Annotated in this window: 16 protein-coding genes; 7 read left to right on the top strand and 9 right to left on the bottom strand. The window is 68.7% G+C overall.

The features are described from left to right. Positions 1-33 precede the first annotated feature (33 nt). Positions 34-2,718, top strand: coding sequence for a M1 family metallopeptidase (locus tag MJ605_RS12700; RefSeq protein WP_243041893.1), 2,685 nt, complete (start codon positions 34-36; stop codon positions 2,716-2,718). Between the two features lie 181 nt (positions 2,719-2,899). Then, complete coding sequence (locus MJ605_RS12695) at positions 2,900-3,565, top strand: hypothetical protein (protein ID WP_243041892.1); 666 nt, start codon at positions 2,900-2,902, stop codon at positions 3,563-3,565. A 68-nt stretch (positions 3,566-3,633) separates the two neighbouring features. Here MJ605_RS12695 and MJ605_RS12690 read toward each other — a convergent pair whose 3' ends face one another. Continuing rightward, positions 3,634-4,404, bottom strand: a complete 771-nt coding sequence (locus MJ605_RS12690) for an SDR family oxidoreductase (RefSeq protein ID WP_243041891.1) — start codon at positions 4,402-4,404, stop codon at positions 3,634-3,636. 39 nt (positions 4,405-4,443) lie between these two features. Continuing rightward, complete coding sequence (locus tag MJ605_RS12685) at positions 4,444-5,316, bottom strand: helix-turn-helix domain-containing GNAT family N-acetyltransferase (protein WP_243041890.1); 873 nt, start codon at positions 5,314-5,316, stop codon at positions 4,444-4,446. A 171-nt stretch (positions 5,317-5,487) separates the two neighbouring features. On the opposite strand from MJ605_RS12685, the gene MJ605_RS12680 reads away from it, so the two are divergent. Then, positions 5,488-7,164, top strand: coding sequence for an FAD-dependent oxidoreductase (locus tag MJ605_RS12680; protein ID WP_243041889.1), 1,677 nt, complete (start codon positions 5,488-5,490; stop codon positions 7,162-7,164). A gap of 140 nt (positions 7,165-7,304) precedes the next feature. Next, positions 7,305-8,129, top strand: coding sequence for a peptide chain release factor N(5)-glutamine methyltransferase (gene prmC, locus MJ605_RS12675; RefSeq protein ID WP_243041888.1), 825 nt, complete (start codon positions 7,305-7,307; stop codon positions 8,127-8,129). Between the two features lie 150 nt (positions 8,130-8,279). Here prmC and MJ605_RS12670 read toward each other — a convergent pair whose 3' ends face one another. The 3 genes from MJ605_RS12670 to MJ605_RS12660 all read right to left on the bottom strand — a co-directional run bounded on the left by MJ605_RS12670 (position 8,280) and on the right by MJ605_RS12660 (position 14,321). Further along, positions 8,280-11,423, bottom strand: a complete 3,144-nt coding sequence (locus MJ605_RS12670) for an autotransporter outer membrane beta-barrel domain-containing protein (RefSeq protein ID WP_243041887.1) — start codon at positions 11,421-11,423, stop codon at positions 8,280-8,282. 319 nt (positions 11,424-11,742) lie between these two features. After that, complete coding sequence (gene dxs / locus MJ605_RS12665) at positions 11,743-13,638, bottom strand: 1-deoxy-D-xylulose-5-phosphate synthase (protein ID WP_243041886.1); 1,896 nt, start codon at positions 13,636-13,638, stop codon at positions 11,743-11,745. Positions 13,639-13,718: 80 nt separating this feature from the next. Then, on the bottom strand, positions 13,719-14,321 hold the full coding sequence (locus MJ605_RS12660; protein ID WP_243041885.1) for an HNH endonuclease: 603 nt from the start codon (positions 14,319-14,321) through the stop codon (positions 13,719-13,721). 254 nt (positions 14,322-14,575) lie between these two features. Here MJ605_RS12660 and MJ605_RS12655 point away from each other — a divergent pair, with 254 nt between their 5' ends. Next, a complete protein-coding gene (locus tag MJ605_RS12655; protein ID WP_243041884.1) occupies positions 14,576-15,340 on the top strand; it encodes a SapC family protein in 765 nt (254 codons plus the stop codon). A 78-nt stretch (positions 15,341-15,418) separates the two neighbouring features. Here MJ605_RS12655 and MJ605_RS12650 read toward each other — a convergent pair whose 3' ends face one another. From MJ605_RS12650 to MJ605_RS12635, 4 genes are all read right to left on the bottom strand, one after another. Continuing rightward, a complete protein-coding gene (locus MJ605_RS12650; protein ID WP_243041883.1) occupies positions 15,419-15,889 on the bottom strand; it encodes a GNAT family N-acetyltransferase in 471 nt (156 codons plus the stop codon). Between the two features lie 97 nt (positions 15,890-15,986). Then, entirely contained in the window at positions 15,987-16,490 is a 504-nt protein-coding gene (locus tag MJ605_RS12645; RefSeq protein WP_243041882.1) for a DUF2127 domain-containing protein, read from the bottom strand. 133 nt (positions 16,491-16,623) lie between these two features. Continuing rightward, positions 16,624-16,821, bottom strand: coding sequence for a YbdD/YjiX family protein (locus MJ605_RS12640; protein ID WP_243041881.1), 198 nt, complete (start codon positions 16,819-16,821; stop codon positions 16,624-16,626). Positions 16,822-16,831: 10 nt separating this feature from the next. Next, a complete protein-coding gene (locus MJ605_RS12635; protein WP_243041880.1) occupies positions 16,832-18,907 on the bottom strand; it encodes a carbon starvation CstA family protein in 2,076 nt (691 codons plus the stop codon). 205 nt (positions 18,908-19,112) lie between these two features. Between MJ605_RS12635 and def the strand changes: the two genes are divergently transcribed. Together def and MJ605_RS12625 are read left to right on the top strand one after the other, a co-directional pair. Next, positions 19,113-19,652 carry a peptide deformylase gene (gene def, locus MJ605_RS12630; protein WP_243041879.1) on the top strand — a complete coding sequence of 180 codons (540 nt, stop codon included), beginning with the start codon at positions 19,113-19,115 and terminating at the stop codon, positions 19,650-19,652. A gap of 699 nt (positions 19,653-20,351) precedes the next feature. Beyond that, positions 20,352-22,349: an OPT family oligopeptide transporter gene (locus MJ605_RS12625; protein WP_243041878.1), complete on the top strand. Its 1,998-nt coding sequence runs from the start codon at positions 20,352-20,354 to the stop codon at positions 22,347-22,349. Positions 22,350-22,459 lie beyond the last annotated feature (110 nt).

Genomic DNA, 22,459 nt, shown 5'->3' with positions numbered 1-22,459 from the left:
GTTTGCCTGTCTCCTGAAGGGAAGCCTCCACGCATGCGCCGTTTCGTTCGTCCTCTCGTTTTCACCGCCCTGGCCGCCTGCTGCGCCCTGGCCCTGGCCGTGCCGGCCACCGACGACCAGCCGCATGGCAAGCTGCCGCGTTGGGCGGTGCCCGAGTCGTACCAGCTCGACTTCAAGGTCGATCCGCGCCAGCCCGGCTTTTCGGGCACCACCACCATCAAGGTGAAGCTGGCGCAGGCATCCGACCACCTGTGGCTGCACGGCCGCGAGCTGAAGGTGGACAAGGTCGTCGTGACCGATGCCGCCGGCAAGGCACACGCGGGCAAGTACGTGGAGGCGGCGCCGCAGGAGGGCGTGGTGCGCATCGACTTCGGCGGCACGCTGCAGCCGCAGGAACTGACCCTCGCCATCGCCTATACCGCGCCGCTCAACCAGCAGCTGCAGGGCCTGTACAAGGTGAGCCATGAGGGCCAGCCGTATGCGATGACGCAGATGGAGCCGATCAGCGCGCGCTACGCCTTCCCCGGCTTCGACGAGCCGGACTTCAAGACGCCGTTCGACATCCGCCTGACCATCCCCAACGATGAAGTGGGCGTGGCCAATACCCGACAGGTGAAGGAGGAGAAGGCCGGCGACGGCTGGAAGACGCTGACCTTCTCCACCACCAGGCCGCTGCCGACCTACCTGGTGGCCTTCGGTGTCGGCCCGTGGGACGTGGTGAAGGGCCCGGACATCTCGCCCACCGACTACCGCGCGCAGCCGCTGGAACTGCGCGGCGTGGCCGCCAGGGGCGAGGGCCACCGCATGCAGCATGTGCTGGGCGAAACGCCGAGCATCATCCATACGCTGGAGAACTACTACGGCTTCGGCTATCCGTGGGACAAGCTCGACCTGCTCGCCGCGCCGGACTTCTCCGCCGGCGCGATGGAGAACCCGGGCCTGGTCACCTTCCGCGACTGGCTGCTGCTGCTCGATCCCGATTCCCCGGCCAATTACGTGCGCGGCTCGTTCAACGTCACCGCGCACGAACTCGCGCACCAGTGGACCGGCGACACCGTGACGCTGGCCTGGTGGGACGACCTGTGGCTCAACGAGGCCTTCGCCACCTGGATGCAGCAGAAGGTGACGCAGAAGGTGCATCCGGAATACCGCGCCGACCTTGACCGCGTGCACGGCGCGCAGGGCGCGATGAACGGCGACAGCCTGGTCACCACGCGCAAGATCCGCCAGCCGATCACCGGCAACGGCGACATCGAGACCGCTTTCGACGGCATCACCTACCAGAAGGGTGCCGCGGTGCTGGGCATGTTCGAGGGCTACGTGGGCGAGGCCACCTTCCAGAAGGGCATGCGCGCCTACATCCAGCAGCACAAGTTCGGCAACGCCACCGCCGACGACCTGATCGACGCCATCGCCACGGCCGCCGGCAAGAGCGACGACTTCAAGCAGGCCTTCAAGAGCTTCCTCAACCAGCCCGGCGTGCCCTACGTGCGGACGAAGCTGGTGCAGCAGGACGGCAAGACCGTGCTCAAGCTCAGCCAGAACCGCTACCTGCCGGTGGGCAGCAAGGGCGACGCGAACCAGGTGTGGGGCGTGCCGGTGTGCGTGCGCTACGGCACCGCCGGCGGCAGCAAGGTGAACTGCGAGCTGTTCGACAAGGCCGAGGGCAGCATGGTGCTCGAAGGCGCTGGCAAGGGCACCTGGGTGCTGCCCAACGCCAATGGCACCGGCTACTATCGCTTCGCCATGGCCAAGAGCGACCTGGCCAGCCTGGGCAAGCAGGTCGGCAAGCTCGACGACGCCGAGCAGCTCGCCTATGCCGATGCGGTCTACGCCAGCTTCAAGCACGGCGACCTCGACGCCGGCGACGTGCTCGCCGCGCTCAAGCCGCTGGCCGCATCCAGGACGCGCGAGGTCGCCACCGCACCGTTGACCAGCTTCGACTGGATCCACCGCTATCTGGCGCAGACCGACGCGCAGCGTGCCAGGCTTGCCGCTTGGGCCAAGGATGCCTATTTGCCGCGCCTGACCCAGCTTGGCTACCAGCGCAAGCCCGGCGAGACCGACAGCGATTCGCTGCTGCGCAGCGTACTGGCCGAGGAGTTGGGCCTGACCGTGAAGTTGCCCGAGGTGCGCGCCGAGCTGCTCAAGCAGGGTGACGCCGCGCTCAAGCGCAGGCCCGATGGCCGCCTCGACCTGGCCGCCGCCAATCCGGACCTGCTGGGCTCCGCGCTGGGCGTGGCCGTGCAGGAGCGCGGCAAGGATGCGGTCGATGCGCTGATCGCCGAGCTGCCGCAGACCAGCGACCCGGCTCTGCGCAATGGCATCCTGGAAGGCTTGAGCGAGGTGAATGATCCGGCCCTGGCCCTTCGGATGCGCGACTTCGCCCTCGACCGCAAGGTGAAAGTGGGCGAGATGTCCATGCTGCTGCGCGGGGGCCGCAACACCCGCGCCGAACGCGACGCCGCCTGGCAGTGGGCCACCAGCCATTACGACCAGTTGCTCGACCGCACCGGCAGCTTCTCCGGCGGCAAGCTGCCCGACCTGGTCGGCGGCGGTGGCTGCTCGCAGGAAGAGGCCGACCGCCTGCAGGCGTTCTTCAAGGACCGCGCCAAGCAGGTCAGCGGCGCCGAGCGCGGCCTGGCGCAGGCCAGCGAAACGACGGTGCTATGCGCGGCGCTGGCCCAGCAGCAGGATGCTGCCGCGATCCTGCGCTGATCCTGCTGTCGTCACGCAACGCCAGGCGATGCGAGTCGCCTGGCGTTTTTGCGTCCCCGGCATGCCTGCCGCAAGATGCGGGGCGAGGTCGCCTTCGCCCGGCGCTCACGCCGCGGCGACCGTGGCCCGCCTATACGAACGCGGACAGGACGAGGGGAAAGCGGACTTTCGGAGCGGAACCATGCGCAACCTGGATTTCAGTTCGTGGCATGCCTTGCTGTCGACCGTGCTCGGCCTGGCGCTGATTACGCTGGTGATGGTGGGCGTGCGGCTACTGGCCATGCATACCGTGCAACAGCGGCGCGAGCGCGAGAACCGCCAGATCAACGAACGCCTGCGCACGCTGATCGCGGCCTACAAGACGCTGGGCGGTTCATTCACCGGCGACCTGAAGGTCGACCCCACGCACCTGCGAGACCTGCTGCGCGCGGGCGAGGCATCGTCGGCGGAAGGCGCGGCCGGCGAGCATGCGCGCTCCGACCGGGCGCGGCGCATCCGCGACGCGGTGGAGGCGGCGCTGTCGGACGTCATCCTGCTGGGCACCGAGGAACAGGTGCGGTTGGCGACGAAGGCGGCGACCGAGCTGGCGGAGGGCCGCGCCGTGCACACCGCCGAACTGGTCGTCTCCCTGCGCGACTTCATCCGCCAGGTACTGGACCTCGAACCCGTGCCCGCGCAGCTCGCCATTCCACGGCAGGGCCCCACCCGCATGCCGGCATCGCGCGGCAAGGGCGACGAAGGCAAGAAAGGCGGCGGCGCCAAGGGCGCGGGCGGCGGCTTGGGCGGCCTGGGCGGCGGCCTGGGCGGCCATGCGATGCTGGACGACGAGCATGGCGCACATCACTAGCCGCCGCTGTCCGCGGAGGAATAGGCCATCCCGGCCGGGGGAGTGAAGCTTATGCGTAGCTTCCCCGGTCAGACGCTCAGATAGCCGCCATCGACGTTCAGCACCGCGCCGGTGGTGTACGAGGCGGCGTCGGAGGCGAGGTAGAGCACGGCGCCGGCCATTTCCGAGGGCCGCGCCACGCGGCGCAGCGGCACGTGGGCCAGCGCCTGCTTGAGGATCGCCGGCGTGTTCACCAGCACCGAGGCGAACTTGGTGTCGGTCAGGCCGGGCAGCAGCGCGTTGCAGCGCACGCCCTGTCCGGCACATTCCACCGCGAAGGCCTTGGTCATGGAGATCACCGCCGCCTTGGTGATCGAGTAGATGCCCTGCTGTGGGCCGGGCACCACGCCGTTCACCGAGGCCACGTTGACGATCGAGCCGCCGCCGTTCCTGGCCATCAGCCGCGCGCCATGCGTGGACATGTAGAAATAGCCGCGGATGTTCACGTCCACGATCTTCTGGAACACCGGTAGGTCGGTGTCGAGGATGGGGCCGAAGTAGGGATTGGTGGCCGCGTTGTTGACCAGGATGTCCAGCCGTCCATGCGTCTCTTCCAGTGTGGCGTACAGCGCGGTGATCTGTTCCATTTCGCCGATATGGCAGGCGAGGGCCTCGGCTGAACCGCCTTCCGCCGCGATCGCGTCGACCACGGCCTGGCAGTCGGCCTGCTTGCGGCTGGACACGATCACGTGCGCGCCCTGGGCGGCCAGCAGCTTGGTGATCTCCGCGCCGATGCCGCGGCTGGCGCCGGTGACGAGGGCGATCTTGCCGGTGAGGTCGAAGGCGGCAGGTACGGTCATGGAGGCGACTCCCGGTGATGGCATGGTAGATGGCTGCGTCTAAAGCTGCTTTTCGAAGAAGCTGTCCGCATAGGGATCGTCGTTGAAGCGCTCGATCTCCTGCCAGCCGGTCTTGAGATAGAGCTGCTTGGCCTCGGGCAGGGCGCGATTGGTATCCAGGCGCAGCGTGGCGATCGACAATTCTCGCGCCACGTCCTCGGCGCGCTGCATGAGACGCCGGGACAGTCCCAGGCCGCGCGCGGAAGGCGCTACCCACAGCCGCTTGATCTCGGCGACGCCATCGCCAACGCCCTTCATCCCCACGCAGCCGACGGGCAGCCCATCGGACAGGGCGACCAGGAAGGCGCCGTGCGGGCGAACCATCTGCCCAGCGGCCGGGTTGCGCGAACGCGAGACCTCGAACCCCTGTTCGAAGCGGCGCGACAGCTCCGCATAGTACGCGTCCAGACAATAGCGGGCGGCCTCGCCGCGCGGGTCGGCCTCCTGGATCTCCACGCGGTCGCGTCCCAGCGTGGAGGCGATGAGATCCATGGCCGCCAGCAGCTCGTCCGGCCGCGGATGCGCGGCGAGGATGGCCTTGGCCTGGGCGTTGGAAAGCGTTTCGTAGGCGCGGAATTCCGCCTTGCCTGCCTTCGTCAATCGCGCCACGCGGCGGCGCGCATCCTGTGGATGGACCGCGGTTTCCACCAGGCCCTCGTCTTCCAGGGTGCGCAGCAGGCGGCTCATCAGGCTGGTTTCCAGTCCCAGGTATTCGCGCAATGCCGCCACGTCGGACCGCCCCTGTCCGATCGCGTTGATGACGCGAGCCGAGCCCAACGGGCGTCCGCGTCCGAGAAAGGAGGCATCCAGGGCGCCGACCGCCGATGTCACGGCACGGTTGAAGCGGCGAACCCGCTTTAGGGCATCGATCATGATTAACTATCCTAGGATAGGTAATTTGCCGAGGTCAATGGGCCGCCGGCTTGCCGCCGGCCCGGCGCCGGCGCAGGATGGTGCGACGGATGCTCGCGGTGGCAGCATCGCGGGCAACGGGGAAAGCTGCCGCAAAGCGGCGGACGCGCCATACCTGACGAGGTGCCTCGCATGTCGGACCAGTCGCCATCGCCCGAAGTGGTCTACGACCCCACCGATCCGATGAACCGCAAGGAGCAGATGTTCCCGCGGCTCAGCCCCGCGATGATGCAGCGCATGGCCGCCTACGGCCACGAGGAGGCCGTGCCCGCCGGCACCGTGCTGTTCCAGCGAGGCCAGCGCGGCGTGGATTTCTTCCTGGTGCTGGAAGGGCTGGTCGAGGTGTTCGACCTTGATGCGCACGGCCAGGCGACCGTGTTCACCATGCATGGTCCCCGCCAGTTCAGCGGCGAGATGAACCTGTTCAACCAGCGCGGCGTGCTGGCCTCCGGGCGCACGGCGATCGACAGCCGCGTGGTGCGCATCGCGCAGCCGGCGTTCCGTCGCATGGTGGCGGCCGAGGCGGACATCAGCGAGACCGTCATGCGTGCCTTCATCCTGCGCCGGGTGGGGCTGATCCGCATGGGCTATGGCGGGGTGGTGCTGGTGGGACCGGGGCACAGCGCCGATACCCTGCGCATCGAGCGCTTCCTGGTGCGCAATGCCTATCCGCATCGGCTGATCGACACCGAGGTCGATCCCGAGGCGGGCGGCTTCATCGAGGGTTTCCAGCTGCGCCGCGAGCAACTGCCGGTGGTGATCTGTCCGGAGCGCTGCTTCCTGCAGAACCCGAGCACCGCCGAGCTGGCCGACGAGCTGGGGCTTACCGAGGTGATCGATCCCGCGCACGTGTACGACGTGGCGGTGGTCGGCGCGGGACCGGCCGGACTGGCCGCCGCCGTCTACGCGGCCTCCGAGGGCCTGTCCACCATCGTGGTGGAAGGCCTGGCGCCCGGCGGGCAGGCGGGCACGTCGTCGAAGATCGAGAATTACCTGGGCTTTCCCACCGGCATCTCGGGGCAGGCGCTGGCCGGGCGTGCGCAGGCGCAGGCGCAGAAGTTCGGCGCGCGGCTGGCGGTGTCGCGGCATGCCGCCGGCATCGACTGCTCCGGGTTGCCGTACCGCCTGCGGCTCGACGACGGCCAGGTGGTCACCACCCGCGTGGTGATCGTGGCCAGCGGCGCGCGCTACCGCAAGCTCGACGTGCCCGGCTATGCCCGCTACGAGGGCGAGGGCATCCACTACGCCGCCACCGCCATGGAAGGCCAACTGTGTGCCAACGAGGAGGTCGTAGTGGTGGGCGGCGGCAATTCCGCCGGGCAGGCGGCGGTGTTCCTGTCGCGCATCGCCGCCCATGTGCACGTGCTGGTGCGCTCGGATGGATTGGCGGCCACCATGTCCGACTACCTGGTGCAGCGCATCGCCCAGTCATCCGCGATCACCCTGCACACGCGCTGCGAGGTCGCCGGCCTGGACGGCGACGAACGGTTGCGCCAGGTGAGCTGGCGCCACCGGGACACCGGCGAACTGGCCACCCGCCCCGTCGGCAACATGTTCGTGATGATCGGCGCGGAACCCAATACCGACTGGCTGAAGGACTGCCTGTCGCTGGACCCTAACGGCTTCGTGCTGACCGGCCGCTGCGCCGAGGGCCGCCTGCTGGAATCGCCGTATGCGACCACGCGGCCGGGCATCTTCGCCGTGGGCGACGTGCGCGCGGGCTCGGTCAAGCGCGTGGCCTCGGGCGTGGGCGAGGGCTCGGTGGTGATCCAGGCGGTGCATCGCTACCTGCATCCGGAGGCGGGCTGAGAAGCCTGCTCGTCATTCCGGCCTGCACCGGAATGACGAGCGGGAGCGCAAGGCGCTGGGCTTGCCTACACTATCGGCATCTTTCTTCCGGATTTGCACATGCCTCCGTTTCGCATCGTTCCGCCCGTGCAGGCCGGCAAGTGACCGACGTCCGCCAGGCGCTTGCCGGCGCCGCCCATGCGCTGGGCGACCGCCTGGAGGCGGAACTGCTGCTGGTGCACGTGCTGGGCAAGCCGCGCAGCTGGCTGATCGCCCATGCCGACGATGCGCTGGACGATGCCCAGGCCGCCGCGTTCGATGCGCTGGTGCGGCGGCGGCGCGATGGCGAGCCGGTGGCCTATCTCGTCGGCCATCGCGGTTTCTGGTCGCTGGAACTGGAAGTGACGCCCGCCACGCTGATCCCGCGCCCGGAAACCGAACTGCTGGTCGAGCTGGCCCTGGCGCGCCTGCCGGCCCAGGCCCGGGTGGCGGACCTGGGCACCGGCAGCGGCGCCATCGCGCTTTCCATCGCGCATGAGCGCCCGCAAGCCCAGGTGGTGGCCACGGACGCGAGCGAGGCGGCCTTGGCGGTGGCGCGGCGCAACGCGGCGCGGCTGGGCATCGGCAATGTCCGCTTCGTCCCGGGCGACTGGCTGGCCCCGCTGCCAGGCGAGCGCTTCGATGCGATCGTGTCCAACCCGCCTTATATCGAGGCCGGCGATCCGCACCTGGGCCAGGGCGACTTGCGCTTCGAGCCGACCAGCGCGCTGGCCTCGGGCGCCGACGGCCTGGACGACATCCGCCGCATCGTGGCCGATGCGCGCGCCCACCTGCATCCGGGCGGATGGCTGATGATGGAGCATGGCTGGAACCAGGGGGCCGCCGTGCGCGCCCTGCTGGAGGCGGCCGGCTACGGCGAAGTCTTCACCGCGCAGGACCTGGAAGGGCGCGACCGGATCAGCGGCGGCGCGTGGCGGGCATCCTGAGCGCCTGCTCACCACGGCAACTCTCCACAGCCCCCCTTGCGCGGAGGAACTGAAAGGATAGGTCCGGTTGCGGGCAGCGGAGCCAGCCGCATGCCTGGTCTTGCCCCACCCCTGCGGTCGCGGGGTGGGGCGCGTCGCGGGCGGCGATATTCAGAATTTCGCCGAATAGGTAAGGTTCAGGCCGTTGTTCCCTTCACCACCGCCATTGAGGCCGGTGTAGGCCAGCGACAAGGCGCCGATGCGTCCCAGCCGCCAGTCCACGCCCAGGTGGGTCAGCACGGTGTTGCGGCCGATCTGCGGGCCTTGCACGACAAAGGCGTCGCTGCCGTCCAGCGTGGCAGTGGCCTCCGTTCTTGCGCCGCCGCCGAAGCGGTGGCGCAGGCCAAGGCTGCCAAAGACGCGCACGCCATCACCGGCCGGCAGGTCCAGCCGCAGGCCGGGCGTGGCATAGGTGGCCCGCTCGGTGCCGCCGGCCACGGCCAGCGCCGCGTCGCCGCCCTGTTCGTGGAAGCCATTGGCCTTGACCTGCACATGCGCGGCTTCGAGGAAGCCGCTGAGGATGCCGGTCAGCGCGACGCTGCCGCGCGCGAAGAACTGCATGGTGTGAGCGCGGTAGTCGCCGCCCAACTGCTCCGCGATGTCGGCGAAGTTGACGAAGCGATGGCTGTCGAGGCGGTGGTTGGCATAGCCGGCGCCCGCGTCGAGGGCGAAGCGGCCGAGCTGGACGCCGCCGTAGATGCCGAGGCTGGCGGTCTTGCCGTCCGTGGACGAGCGGCTCGCCGCGATCGTCTGCGTGCTGTCGGTATAGCCGCCGGCCGCGCCGAGGTAGCCGTCGTCGCCGAGCCGGGCATCGGCGCCGATCAGCATGCCTTCGCGGTGGCCTTGCAGGCGGTCTGCGTTGGCCTCCTGCACGAAATGGTCCTTCACGCCGATGCCCTGTACCCAGAAGCCGCCGGCTTGAGCCGGCGTGCGCATCCAGATGGCGTCGCGCAGGTCGCCCGATTGCAGCAGCAGTTCGCCGCGCGCGTCGGCATGGATCTCGCCGGACAGCTGGTCGAGCGCATTCGCGGCGGTGTGCGCGTCGAGCATCACCACGGCCTTGTACAGCGGATTGTCCGCATCCTGCGGTTGCAGGGCACCGGCGATGGCGCGCTGGTTCGGCGTCAGCGCGACGCTGGCGAAGTCCAGGGCGTTGCGTTGCAGCGATACGGCGAAGCCGTCGCCGGTGTAGGTCACCTGCGCGTTGAGGAAGGCGGAATCCACGGAGACATGGCCGAACTGGCCCTCCACGCCGCCGCTGGCCTGCAGCAGCTGGTAGTCGGCGTTGGGGTTCCAATGGCCGTTCTCGGTCTGGATCTTCAGGCTGCTGCCGGCCTCGATGGTCAGCTTGCCGCCGACGATGAGCGAGTCGGTGTTGCCGGCGGCGTCGGTCTGCGCCAGGTAGACCGAGCCGGGGCGCAGGATGGCGTTGCCGGCCACCTTCAGCGTGCCGATCGAGTTGCCCGGTGACAGCGTGCCACTCAGGTCCAGGTTGCCGATGGTGCCGTAGCCGCCGAGGGTGGCGCTGGCATCGACGATGTAGTTGCCGTTGAGCACCACGTTGGCATGGTCGGCATCGCCCACCACCAGGGTGCCCTGGTGGATCGCCGTGACGCCGGTGAAGCCGTTGCCGTCGCCATTAAAGACGAGCTTGCCCTGGCCGGTCTTTTCCATGGTGCCGTTGCCGGACAGCGTGCCGGCGAACACGCCTTCGTCCGGCTGGTCGAAAACCAGGTCGGCCTTGTCGACGATGTTGCCTTGCAGGCCGGCGGCGGTGCCTTGCAGCGTGCCCGCCTCGATGTCGGTGCCGCCGGCATAGGTGTTGGCGCCATTCAGCACGAGTGTGCCGGCGCCGGTCTTGACCAGGCGGCCGCTGCCGGTCAGCGTGCCGGCATACGTCGTCGTGGCCGCCTGGTCGACCGTCAGCGTGGCGCCGCCCAGGGCGATGCCGCCGCCATCGCCCGAGAGCGAGGAGACGGCGAGGTCGTAGCCGCCCAGGTCCAGCGTGCCGCTGCCGCCGGTGGCGTAGACGGCATGCTGCACGAATGCCGTGGCGGTGCCGGCGACCAGCGTACCGCCCTGCACGCGGGTGCCGCCGGTGTAGGTGTTGCTGCCGGACAGGATCAGCGAGCCCGTGCCGGTCTTGACGAGCGCGCCGGTGCCGCCCAGCGTGCCGTTCCACGCGGCGTTCAGGCCGTTGGTATCCAGCGTGGCGTCGTGGGAGAGCGTGGCGTCGATGCCCGTCGTAAGGTCGGTGCCGACCACGCGCAGCGTGCCGCCGTCGATGTTGAAGGCATAGCTGCCGCCGACGTACTTGATGCCCTGGGCGCCGCCCACTTCCAGCGTGCCGCCGCTGTCCAGGTTCACGGTCGACTGGGCGGTCGGCACCCCGGCCGCGGTGAAACCGATGCCGCCGCCCAGCGACAGCACGCCGCCGACGGACACCGTGCCGCCGTCCGCGACGGTCAGCGTGCCCTGGCTGAGGTTGCGCACGCCGAGCGCCGCCGCATAGGTGGGACTGAATGACGCATAGCCCAGCGTCAGGTTGCCGGCGTTCCTCCACGTCGCGCCCATGCCGGAGATGGTCACGCTGCCGGTGCCTGGGCCGGTTTGGGCGTTGTCGGGCGAGCCGCCGATGTAGCTGTCCTGGCTGGCGAGCGAGGCGCCGTCCTTGACGTTGAGCGTGCCCGGGCCGAGCAGCCAGCCGACCGATAGCGTCTTCGTGGTCACGCTGGCGCCGGTGCCGGAGACGTCCAGCGTGCCCGGACCGTTGAGATCGGCACCGAGTGTCAGGCGGTTCTGCGCGATGAGGGCGCCGCCGTTGGTGACGCTGAGGTAGCCCGTGGCGCCAGCGGAGATGCCGCCGATCTGGGTACTCGTCGTGGTCAGCGTGGAGCCGGCACCGTCCACGTAGACATAGCCCGCGCCGCTACCGTCCACGCCGAGCAGGAGGCCGCTTTTGCCGGTGACGTTGACCTGCCCGCCGTTCTGCACGCGGAGTTCGCCGCGTCCATCCACGCCGACCCACAGCCCGCCGGTACCGGACACGTTCCATGGCGAGGCCTGGCTGCCGCCGCCCTTGCCGTCGACGGTCACGGTCTGGTCGTTGTCGATGATGTCCTGTGCGGCCGCGCTGCCGCCCCATGCCAGCGTCGCCAGCAAGGCGGCCGCGAGCTGGGTGCGGCGCATGGCAGGCCGGCGGCGTGGAGGCAGCGGCAGGTGCGCGGCCGCCTGGTGATGGATGCGGTTCGTCATGATGGTTTTCCCCTGTGGTGATGGCGAACCGCCGGTGCATCCAGGGGGATGCCGCCGGGCGGTTTCGTCGCGTCCACCCGGGGCGCGCGTACCTCACGATGCCGGCGCCGCCCCGGGCTGGCGCATCCTGGGACGACCGTGGACCGGGCGTCCTGATGGAGAGCTAAAGAAATTCTCAAGACCCCGCCAGGCCGCCTGGATGCGGGTTCTGGAGTCGGGACGGCCGCGAGAGGCGCGCGGCATGCCCGCGCGTCCGTTCATGGAACGGCGCGCGGTGGCGGGTTTTGGGATGGAAGCGGCGCGCAGCGCCGCGTGTCGCTCAGCCGGTGATGGCGGCCACCACGGCGGTGACCTGCGGGAAGCGCGTGCGGATGGCTCGGCGGATGCTGGGCAGGTCGAGGCCGGCCATGGTCAGCACTTCCTCGCGGCTGCCGTGCTCCAGGTAGGCATCGGGCAGGCCCAAATGCAGGATCGGCTTGGTGACGCCATGCGCGGCCAGGCACTCGGCCACGCCGCTGCCGGCGCCGCCGGCGACGGCGTTGTCCTCCAGCGTGACGAAGGCGTCGTGGGTGCGGGCCAGTTCCAGGATCATCGCCTCGTCCAGCGGCTTGACGAAGCGCATGTTGACCAGGGTGGCGTCCAGTTCGGCGGCGATCTCGGCGGCCGGGGCCAGCATGGCGCCGAAGCTGAGCAGGGCCAGGCCATGCCCGCGGCGGCGCAGCTCGGCCTTGCCGATCGGCAGGGTTTCCAGCTCCTGCTGCAGTGGCACGCCCGGGCCGTTGCCGCGCGGGTAGCGGATGGCCGCCGGTCCCGGATGCTGGAAGCCGGTGGTGAGCATCTGGCGGCACTCGTTCTCGTCCGCCGGCGCCATGATCACCATGTTAGGCAGGCAGCGCAGGTAGGTCAGGTCGAAGCTGCCCGAGTGGGTGGCGCCGTCCGGGCCGACCACGCCGGCGCGGTCGATGGCGAAGGTGACGTCCAGGTTCTGCAGCGAGACGTCGTGGATGGCCTGGTCGTAGGCGCGCTGCAGGAAGGTGGAGTAGATCGCCACCACCGGCTTGGCGCCCTCGCAGGCCATGCCGGCGGCCAGGGTCACCGCGTGCTGCTCGGCGATGGCGACGTCGAAGTAGCGCTGCGGGTATTCCTTGGAGAAGCGCACCAGGCCGGAACCCTCGCGCATCGCCGGGGTGATGCCCAGCAGGCGCTCGTCGGCGGCGGCCATGTCGCACAGCCAGTCGCTGAAGATGTCGGTATAGGTGGGCTTGGACGGGCCGGCCTTCTTCACCAGGCCGGCTTGCGGGTCGAACGGGCCCACCGCGTGGTAGTCGATCTGCGCCTGCTCGGCGGGCGCGTAGCCCTTGCCCTTGGTGGTGATGACGTGCAGGAGTTGCGGGCCGGGCAGGCCCTTCACCGTGCGCAGCGCGGCCAGCAATTGGGGCACGTTGTGGCCGTCGATCGGGCCGGTGTAGTGGAAGCCCAGCTCCTCGAACAGCGTGCTCGGCGGCACGAACATGCCCTTGGCGTGCTCCTCCCAGCGCTTGAAGAAGCGGCCGAAGTAGGACTGCCTGGGGATCGCGCGCTTGGCGCGTTCGCGCCACTGGTTGAGCGTGCGGCTGGACATGGCGCGGCCGGCCATCTTGGTCAGCGCACCGACGTTCTCGCTGATCGACATGCCGTTGTCGTTGAACACCACCAGCAGGTTAGGCTCCACGTCGCCGCCGTGGTTGAGCGCCTCGAACGCCATGCCGGCGGTCATCGCGCCGTCGCCGATGATGGCCACGAACTTGCGCGTGTCGCCCCGGCGCTGGGCCGCGATGGCCATGCCCAGCGCGGCCGAGATCGAGGTGGAGGAGTGGCCGACGCCGAAGGTGTCGTACTCGCTTTCCTCGCGGCGCGGGAAGGGCGCCAGGCCGTCCTTCTTCTTGATCGTGGTGATGCGGTCGCGGCGGCCGGTGAGGATCTTGTGCGGGTAGCACTGGTGGCCCACGTCCCATACCAGGCGGTCGTTGGGCGTGTCGAACACGTGATGCAGGGCCACGGTCAGTTCCACCACGCCCAGGCCCGCGCCGAAATGGCCGCCGGAACTGGCCACGGCTTCGATCAGGTACTGGCGCAGCTCGTCGGCGACGGCGGGCAGTTCCTCGTCAGGGATCCGGCGCAGGTCGGCCGGTGACTCGATGTTTGCCAGGTGGGGGAATCGGGACAGGTCGCTCATCGGCCTATTGTTGGCCCAGCGGGAGGGCGGGGCAAGGGCCTCGTCGTGGCATCCTGCGGACGCCGGGCGCAAACAGGCCCTCAGGCCATCTGGGCCCGCCGGTCCCGCGGCAGGTGGCTGACCAGGAACTCCATCTGGTCGGCCAGGATATTGCGGTTGGACAGGATCAGGTGTTCCACCCAGCTCGGGCGGTAGGGCACCGCCAGCAGCGGCATGTTGGCCTGCTGCGGGGTGCGGTTGGCCTTCCTCAGGTTGCAGGCCAGGCAGGCGCTGACCACGTTCTCCCAGGTGTCCTTGCCGTGCTTGGAGATGGGCAGCACGTGGTCGCGGGTCAGTTCGCCGCGGCTGAAGCGCTCGCCGCAGTACAGGCACAGGTAGCGGTCGCGGGCGAACAGGGCGGTATTGGTGAGGGCGGGGGCCGGGTCGATGGCGTGGTCGCGGCAGTGCCCGGTGCTGGCGATGATCGGATGCAGCGACAGCCGGCTCTGCCGGCCGCTGGCGCGGTTATGGCCGCCGTGTACGGTGAGGCAGGGATCGCCCAGGGTCCACGCCACCGCGTCGCGTACGTAGAGGCAAACCGCCTCCTGCCAGCTGATCCAGTCCAGAATGCGGCCGGCGGCGTCCAGCGAAAGCACGCGGGTCGAGTGCAGGTCGACGACGCGGCCAGGTACTTCCATCAGCATGCAAAACCGTCCTTCAACCCAGGGGAATGAACGTTCGGGCGCTGCAACGATGCTCGTAACCGGTCCAGCATAGACCAATTCGATGACAGAACACACGCAAATGGTTGTCGCGTCAGGAAGAACCTGGCCTGAGCGAGGGTGTTCGCCTGACATATTGCGCTGATATAGTGTCCGTTCATCTGTTGACCCAAGGCCGGGTTTGGGAGGGGGAGCTTGGGTGGCGACCCCGGCACGGCAAGGGAGAGGTAGTAAACGTGGCTGAAGTTCTTTTCTACGAGCGCCCTGTGCCGCTCAACCGCACGCAACACAAAGACCTGCGCATCAAGCCGATCCCGAACCTGAAGTTCGCCGGCACGGTGCATTCGGTGCCGCTGACCGGCGTGGAATTTCCCGCCGCGGCGCGCGACCTGCCGATCCTGTTCGGCGGTGTGACGCCCGAGGACGCCGGCCCGATGGCGCTGCTGGGCCTGCGCCAGAACGAGAACCTGTTCATCGACGCCGATGGCCGCTGGGAGGCGAACGCCTACATCCCGGCCTTCGTGCGCCGCTATCCGTTCGTGCTGGCCGAGAAGCCGGCCGGCACGGAAGGCGACGACTTCACCGTGTTCCTGGACGAGGCCTACGAAGGCTTCGGCACCAGCGAGGGCGATCGCCTGTTCAAGGAGGACGGCAGCGACACCGAACTGCTCACCAACGCGGTGAAGTTCCTCGGCGAGTTCCAGCAGCACGTGGCGCGCACGCAGTGGTTCATGGAGCAGCTGCGCAAGCACGACCTGCTCGAGCCGCGCAACATCCGCCTGGAGAAGGACGGCAAGTCCATCAACCTCAACGGCCTGTTCGTGGTCAGCGAGGAAAAGCTGCGCCAGCTGGATGAGAAGACCACGCACGAGTTCCTGCGCGAAGGCGTGCTCGGCTGGATCTATGCGCACCTGCTCTCGCTCAGCAACATCGACCGCGTGTCGCAGCGCCTGAGCCAGCGCGAGCAGGCCGAGGAAGCGGCCGCGGCGTTGAAGAACTGACGCCCGCCGGCATCGCGGCGCCGTCGTGCGCCGCGATGCCTCTCATGGGCGCGCGTGCTCTCCTTGCCTTGGCGCGCTTCAGCGCACCGGCTTGGCCAGCCGTAGCAGGTCGGCGGCGTAGCCCGCGTTCTCGTAGATCGCCCGGGCGCGTTCGTTGCCGGGGAACACCGCCAGCGTCACCAGTTGGCAGCGATGCTCGCGGGCCCAGGCCTCGGCGTGCTCCAGCAGTGCTCGCCCCACGCCGCGCCCCTCGTACGACTCGGCCACGGCCAGGTCGGAGATATGGCAGTTGTTGCGCCCGGTGAAGTAGTCCTGGGTTTTCTGCAGGTGAATGAAGCCCACCGCTTCGCCGTCGTCCTCGGCCACGAACAGGTAGCTGTTGGCCGGCTGCTCGTCGAGATGGCGCATGAGGTCGTTGCGGATGCCCTCGATGCATTCGTGCCGCCGCCGCCAGGGGGGCAGGGTGAAATCCACGAAGCGGGGCACCAGCCCCAGGATGAAGTCGTCGTCGTCTTCGGCGAGGCGGATCAGGTACGTGGCGTCGCTCATGCGGGAAAACCGGACTTGCGAGAGGGGTCTGCCGTTTCTACACCCAAGGGGGCGCGGGATGGTAGCCCTCGGGGCCGGGATGCCCGTTTCCCCGCGGTCAGGCGGGCCTTCCGGGCCGCGGCTGCATGGCGATCCGCACCAGGTAGAGCACGATCGCGATATTGGCCAGCAGGGCGCCCAGCTTCAGCCAGCCGAAGCGGTGGATCGTCTCGTAGAACTCCAGCGGGACCAGCGAGCCGGTGGCGATCACGGTGAACCATTCGGCCCAGTGCTTGCGCAGCCACAGGCCGGTGCCCTCGGTGGCGAAGATCGCCGCGTAGGCCAGCGCCACCAGGCCGATCGCCACGAACTTGCTCGGGCCCATCTGCTGCAGCAATTCCACCAGGCGCCAGCGCAGGCCGTTGCTGTCGGTCAGCGACAGATGCTCCAGCCAGTGCACCAGTTTCTCGAAGTTCTGCTCGCGGTCGAGATGGAAGGCGAAGGCGGCCACCAGGATCAGGCAGACGGTCTTCACCGCCTTGTAGATGGCGATGACGCGCAGGCCCAGGCTGTGCTGCGCCTCGATCTCGGAGGTGGGGCGGCTGAGGTGGGGTTCGGTCATGGTCTGGCATACGGCGCGGATCGGGCATGATCGCCGCGCGATGATGAAGGGAAAGCCACCGAAAGCCCAGCGCCGCGGCCATGAAAAGGGCCATGCCCCGGCGAGGGCATGGCCCGGGTCGCGTCCGTGCGGTTCAGCAGCAGCGGCCGCCGGTGCCCTTGTAGCGGGCGATCTGCCGCTCGCGGAAGAACTCCTTGTAGCTGGGCACCGGGCGCTCGGGATGGTGCTCGCGCAGGTGCCTGACGTAGACATCGTAGTCGGGGATGCCGCAGCAGAGGCGGGCGGTCTGCACCGCCCATTTCCGGATCGCTTGCAGGTCGGGAACGTTCATCTCGCAGCCCTCAATGGGTGGGCACGCTGCCCAGCGCCACGTACGGCTCCTCGTGCGCGGTGGGATGGTTGATGCGCCAGGCCTTGAGGATGGCGGCGATGGCGAAGCCCGCCATGGCCAGCACCAGCAGCATGAAGATGGCGGTGAGCGCGGCGTCGACGTAGTTGTTGGTGACGATGCGCTGCATTTCCTCGGCGGTCTTGGCCGGGGCCAGCAGCTTGCCGTCGGCGGCGGCCTGTGCGTACTTCTGCGCGGCGGCGGTGAAGCTGATCGGGCCGACGAGCTTCTCCCAGCCGGCGGTGAGCGTGCACACCACCAGCCAGATCGCGGGAATGCCCGGCACCCACACATAGCGCTCGCGCTTGAGCTTGACCGTGACCACCGTGGCCAGCATCAGCGCCACCGCGGCAAGCATCTGGTTGGCGATGCCGAACAGCGGCCACAGCGTGTTGATGCCGCCCAGCGGGTCGACCGCGCCCTGGTACAGGAAATAGCCCCACAGGCCCACGCAGATCGCCGTGGCGAGCAGGTTGCCGGTCCACGACTCGGTGTGCTGCAGCGGCTTGTGGATGAGGCCGGCGATCTCCTGGATCATGAAGCGGCCCACGCGGGTGCCCGCATCCACCGTAGTGAGGATGAACAGCGCCTCGAACAGGATCGCGTAGTGGTACCAGAACGCCATCATGCCCTCGCCGGGGATGATGCCGTGCAGCAGCTGGGCCATGCCTACCGCCAGCGTCGGCGCGCCGCCGGCGCGGCTGAGGATGCTTTTCTCGCCGATGTTCTGCGCGGTGTTGAGCAGTTCGTCCGGCGTCACCACGAAGCCCCACTGGCTGATGGCGGTGGCGGCGTCCTGCGCGGTGGTGCCGATCAGCGCGGCCGGCGAGTTCATCGCGAAGTACACGCCCGGGTGCAGCGAGGCGGCCGCCACCAGCGCCATGATGGCCACGAAGGCTTCCATCAGCATGCCGCCGTAGCCGACCATGCGCGCCTCGCCCTCGTTGGCGAGCAGCTTGGGCGTGGTGCCGGAGGCGATGATCGAATGCCAGCCCGACACCGCGCCGCAGGCGATGGTGATGAACAGGAACGGGAACAGGTTGCCCTGGAACACCGGGCCGGTGCCGTCGATGAACTTGGTCAGCGCCGGCATCTGCAGGGTCGGCGCGGCCAGGAAGATGGCCAGCGCCAGCAGCAGGATGGTGCCGATCTTGAGGAAGGTGGAGAGATAGTCGCGCGGCGCCAGCAGCAGCCATACCGGCAGCACCGAGGCGCAGAAGCCGTAGGCGATCAGCAGCCATGCCAGCCCCTTGGCGTCGAAGTCGAACACCGCCGACCAGCTCGGCGAGGCGGCCACGTGGGAGCCGAACCAGATCGAGGCCAGCAGCAGCACCAGGCCGATGATCGACACTTCCAGGATCTTGCCCGGGCGGATCCAGCGCAGGTAGACGCCCATCAGCAGCGCGATCGGGATGGTCGCCGCCACGGTGAAGGTGCCCCACGGGCTGTGCGTGAGCGCCTTGACCACCACCAGCGCCAGCACCGCCAGCACGATCATCATCAGCACCAGCACGCCGAACATGGCGACCACGCCGGCCGTCGGCCCGAGCTCGTCGCGCAGCATGTTGCCCAGCGAGCGGCCGTCGCGGCGCACCGACAGGCCAAGGATCATGAAGTCCTGCACCGCGCCGGCGAACACCACGCCGAACAGGATCCACAGCGTGCCGGGCAGGTAGCCCATCTGCGCGGCGAGCACCGGGCCCACCAGCGGACCGGCGCCGGCGATGGCCGCGAAGTGGTGTCCGAAAACCACCCATTTGTCGGTCGGCACGTAGTCCAGGCCGTCGTTGCGCAGCACGGCGGGCGTGGCGCGGCTGGGGTCCATCCGCAGCACCTGCTCGTTGATGAACTTGCTGTAGAAGCGGTAGCCGATGACGAATACCGCGATGGCGGCGGCCACCAGCCAGATCGCGTTGATCGGCTCGCCGCGACGCAGGGCGACCACGCCCAGGCACCAGGCGCCCACGATGGCGATGACGGCCCACAGGATCTTGCCTGCCGGGCTCGGTTTGACGACGACGGTTGACATGCGGGTTCGCTCCTGGACAAGTCCCCGGCAAGGGTCGTCCCGGCCGTCGCGGGGGTCAATGCCATTATGCGCCGGCCAACATTAGCCTTTGGTCGAATGCCCTTGCGATGACGCGGCGCGCCACGGCTGGGCGTGGCGGTTACACTGGCGAGAGCGGCGGCGATGCCTTCGCCATTTGCAAGTTCATGACTGGACGAGGTTTTCCATGATTCGCGAGATTCTGAGGATGGGCGATCCGAGGCTGCTGCGCGTGGCGCCGCCGGTGCCCGACGCGATGATCGGCAGCGCCGAACTGGATGTGCTGATCCAGGACATGTTCGACACCATGCACGAGGCCGGCGGCGTGGGCCTGGCCGCGCCACAGATCGGCGTGGACCTGCAACTGGTGATCTTCGGCTTCGATCACTCGGAGCGTTATCCCGACGCGCCGGCGGTGCCGCGCACCATCCTGCTCAATCCGGCGATCACGCCGCTCTCGCAGGATATGGAGGAGGGCTGGGAGGGTTGCCTCTCGGTGCCCGGCCTGCGCGGCGCGGTGAACCGCTACACGCTGATCCGCTACCAGGGTCTGGATCCCCAGGGCGGCCGGATCGACCGCACCGCCGAGGGTTTCCACGCCCGCGTGGTACAGCACGAGTGCGATCACCTGATCGGCCGGCTGTATCCTTCGCGTATCACTGATTTCAGCAAGTTTGGCTATACCGACGTGCTGTTTCCGGGGATGGACCCGGGGGTGGACGAGTAGTCCACCTGTAGGAGCGCACCCTATGCGCGACTCCTATCGCCTCGGTCTTTGACGTCATCCCGGCGCAGGCCGGGATCCAGTAGCGATGGGTCACGGTTGTCGCCTTATCGCCAGGTTGCCGCCTACGCGGCGGGCGTTTCGACGTCCTGCCGGCCGCCGAGTCACTTTTCTCTTGCTGGCCCAAGAGAAAAGTAACCCAAAGAGAATGGCCTGACAGGCTCTGAGCGATGGGTTGGATACAAGCCCGGAAGCCTGAGACCAGCCGGATCAGTGACGTGCTACCTCGAACGGCGCCGCTACCCCGCAACGCGCCGTGGCGGTGAGGGGGCGCAGCACTGCGCGGCATACAAGCCTTGAAGGTTCTCGCCAGCCGAATCCGTGTCTCCTTCCGCTACATACCGCGGCTACCCCGCGGGGCGGCGATGCACTGAGGGCTTAAAGCAGATGAGGCTGCCGTGTTCTTGCTCCCTCTCCCCTCCGGGGAGAGGGCTGGGGTGAGGGGTGGGGCTTGCGACGGCGCGGTAAGACATGCTTTTGCAACGCAGCACGTTTCGCGGGCGAGCCTTCAGTCCCACGGAATACCCAACCCGTTGCTTCTGTGCCCGATTGCGGCAACCCTACGCGTTGGCCCGCCGCCCGGCGGGGCCGGTGCATCCATGATCGAGCAGGGGAAATCTCCACTATGACGGGCGTGAATTCGTGAGCGGCAACCATCCCGGCGCCGAAGTGCGCAAAGAGCTGACCGTCCGCGGTCTCATCCTCGGCGTGGTGATCACGGTGGTGTTCACCGCGGCCAATGTCTTTTTCGGCCTCAAGGCCGGCCTCACCTTCGCCACCTCGATCCCGGCGGCGGTGATCTCGATGGCCCTGCTGCGCGGATTCAAGGATTCCACCATCCAGGAAAACAACGTGGTGCAGACCATCGCCTCGGCGGCGGGCACGCTGTCGTCGATCATCTTCGTGCTGCCCGGCATGATCATGATCGGCTGGTGGGCGGACTTTCCGTTCTGGACCTCGTTCGCGGTGTGCGCGCTGGGAGGCATCCTGGGCGTGATGTATTCGATCCCGCTGCGCCGCGCGCTGGTCACCACCTCCGACCTGCCGTACCCGGAAGGACTGGCCTGCGCCGAGGTGCTCAAGGTGGGCAGCGGCGACGAGGCGGATGCCGGCAGTGTGGAGGAGGGCCGCGCCGGCCTGCTGGCCGTGCTGTGGGGCGCCATCGTGTCGGCGGTGTTCGCGGTGGTGGTGGCGACCCAGGTGTTCGCCAGCGACGTGGTGCAGTACTTCCGCGTGGGCAGCAAGGGCGCGGTGAGCGGCTTCGACTTCAACCTGTCCTTCGCGCTGTTCGCCATCGGTCACCTGGTGGGCCTGTCGGTGGGCGTGGCGATGCTGGTCGGCGCGGTGATCGGCTGGGTCTGGGGCGTGCCGCACTACTCGCTGCTGGGCGACCTGGCCGCGCCCGTCGCGGACCTGGCCCAGGCGACCTGGAGCCACAAGGTGCGCTTCATCGGCGCCGGCGCCATCGGCGTCTCGGCGATCTGGACCCTGGCCAAGCTGGTCAAGCCGGTAATCAGCGGCCTGGCGAGCGCCATGGCCGCCTCGCGCGTGCGCAAGGCCGGCAAGGCCGACACGCTGCCGCGCACCGAGCGCGACATCCCGATCGGCATCGTGGGCCTGGTGACCCTGGCCTGCTTCGTGCCCATCGCGTGGCTGCTGGGCTATTTCGGCTCGATCAGCGGCCTGGGCGACCACGTGGCGGTGCTGGCCATCGGCGGTGTGGCCTTCGTGGTGCTGATGGGCTTCTTCGTCTCCACCGTATGCGGCTACATGGCCGGCCTGATCGGTTCGTCCAACAGCCCGCTGTCGGGCGTGGGCATCCTGGTGGTGATCGCCGCGGCGCTGCTGCTGGTGGCGTTCGTCAAGCCGCACGTCGATCCGTCGGCGGGCAAGGCGCTGGTGGCGTTCGCGCTGTTCATCACCTCGGTGGTGTTCACCGTGGCGGCCATCGCCAACAACAACCTGCAGGACCTCAAGACCGGCCAACTGGTGGACGCCACGCCGTGGCGCCAGCAGGTGGCGCTGGTGATCGGCGTGGTGGCCGGCGCGGCGGTGATCCCGCCGGTGCTGGACCTGCTCAACAGGGCCTATGGCTTCGTCGGCGTGGCCGGGGCGGGCGCCCATGCGCTGCCGGCGCCGCAGGCGGGCCTGATCTCGGCGCTGGCGCAGGGTGTGATTACCAACAACATCGACTGGAGCCTGATCGTCACCGGCATCTGGATCGGTGTCGCCATCATCGCGGTGGACGAGGTGCTGCGACGCGCCACCAAGCGCTTGAGCCTGCCGCCGCTGGCGGTGGGCCTGGGCATCTACCTGCCCACGGTGAGCACGCTGATGGTGGTGGTGGGCTCGCTGGTCGGCTGGTATTTCGATCGCCGCGCGGACCGCTCGGCCCGGCCCGAGAGCACCAAGCAGCTGGGCGTGCTGCTGGCCTCCGGCCTGATCGTGGGCGAGAGCGTGATCGGCGTGGTGATCGCCTTCATCGTCGGCCTGTCCGGCAAGGGGGCGCCGCTGGCCCTGGTGGGCGACGGTTTCGCCGGGGCGGCGCAATGGATCGGCGGCATCGCCTTCGCCGCCATCGTGTTCGTGATGTACCGCTGGGTGGCCCGGATGGCCCAGGGCCTGAACGGCAAGGTGTGACCGCCGGCGGTTGCGGCGGCTGAAGCGGCCGCAACCAGTGTCATTTCGCCCTGCCACGATCGAACAGGAGAGCGTCCTGACCGGCTATCCTAGACGGTCGCAGTCAAGGA

The sequence above is a fragment of the Dyella sedimenti genome, assembly GCF_022760995.1.
GTDB lineage: Bacteria > Pseudomonadota > Gammaproteobacteria > Xanthomonadales > Rhodanobacteraceae > Dyella > Dyella sedimenti.
The sequence above is the reverse complement of the archived record's forward strand: the minus strand, read 5'-3'. Positions and strand labels throughout refer to the sequence as shown.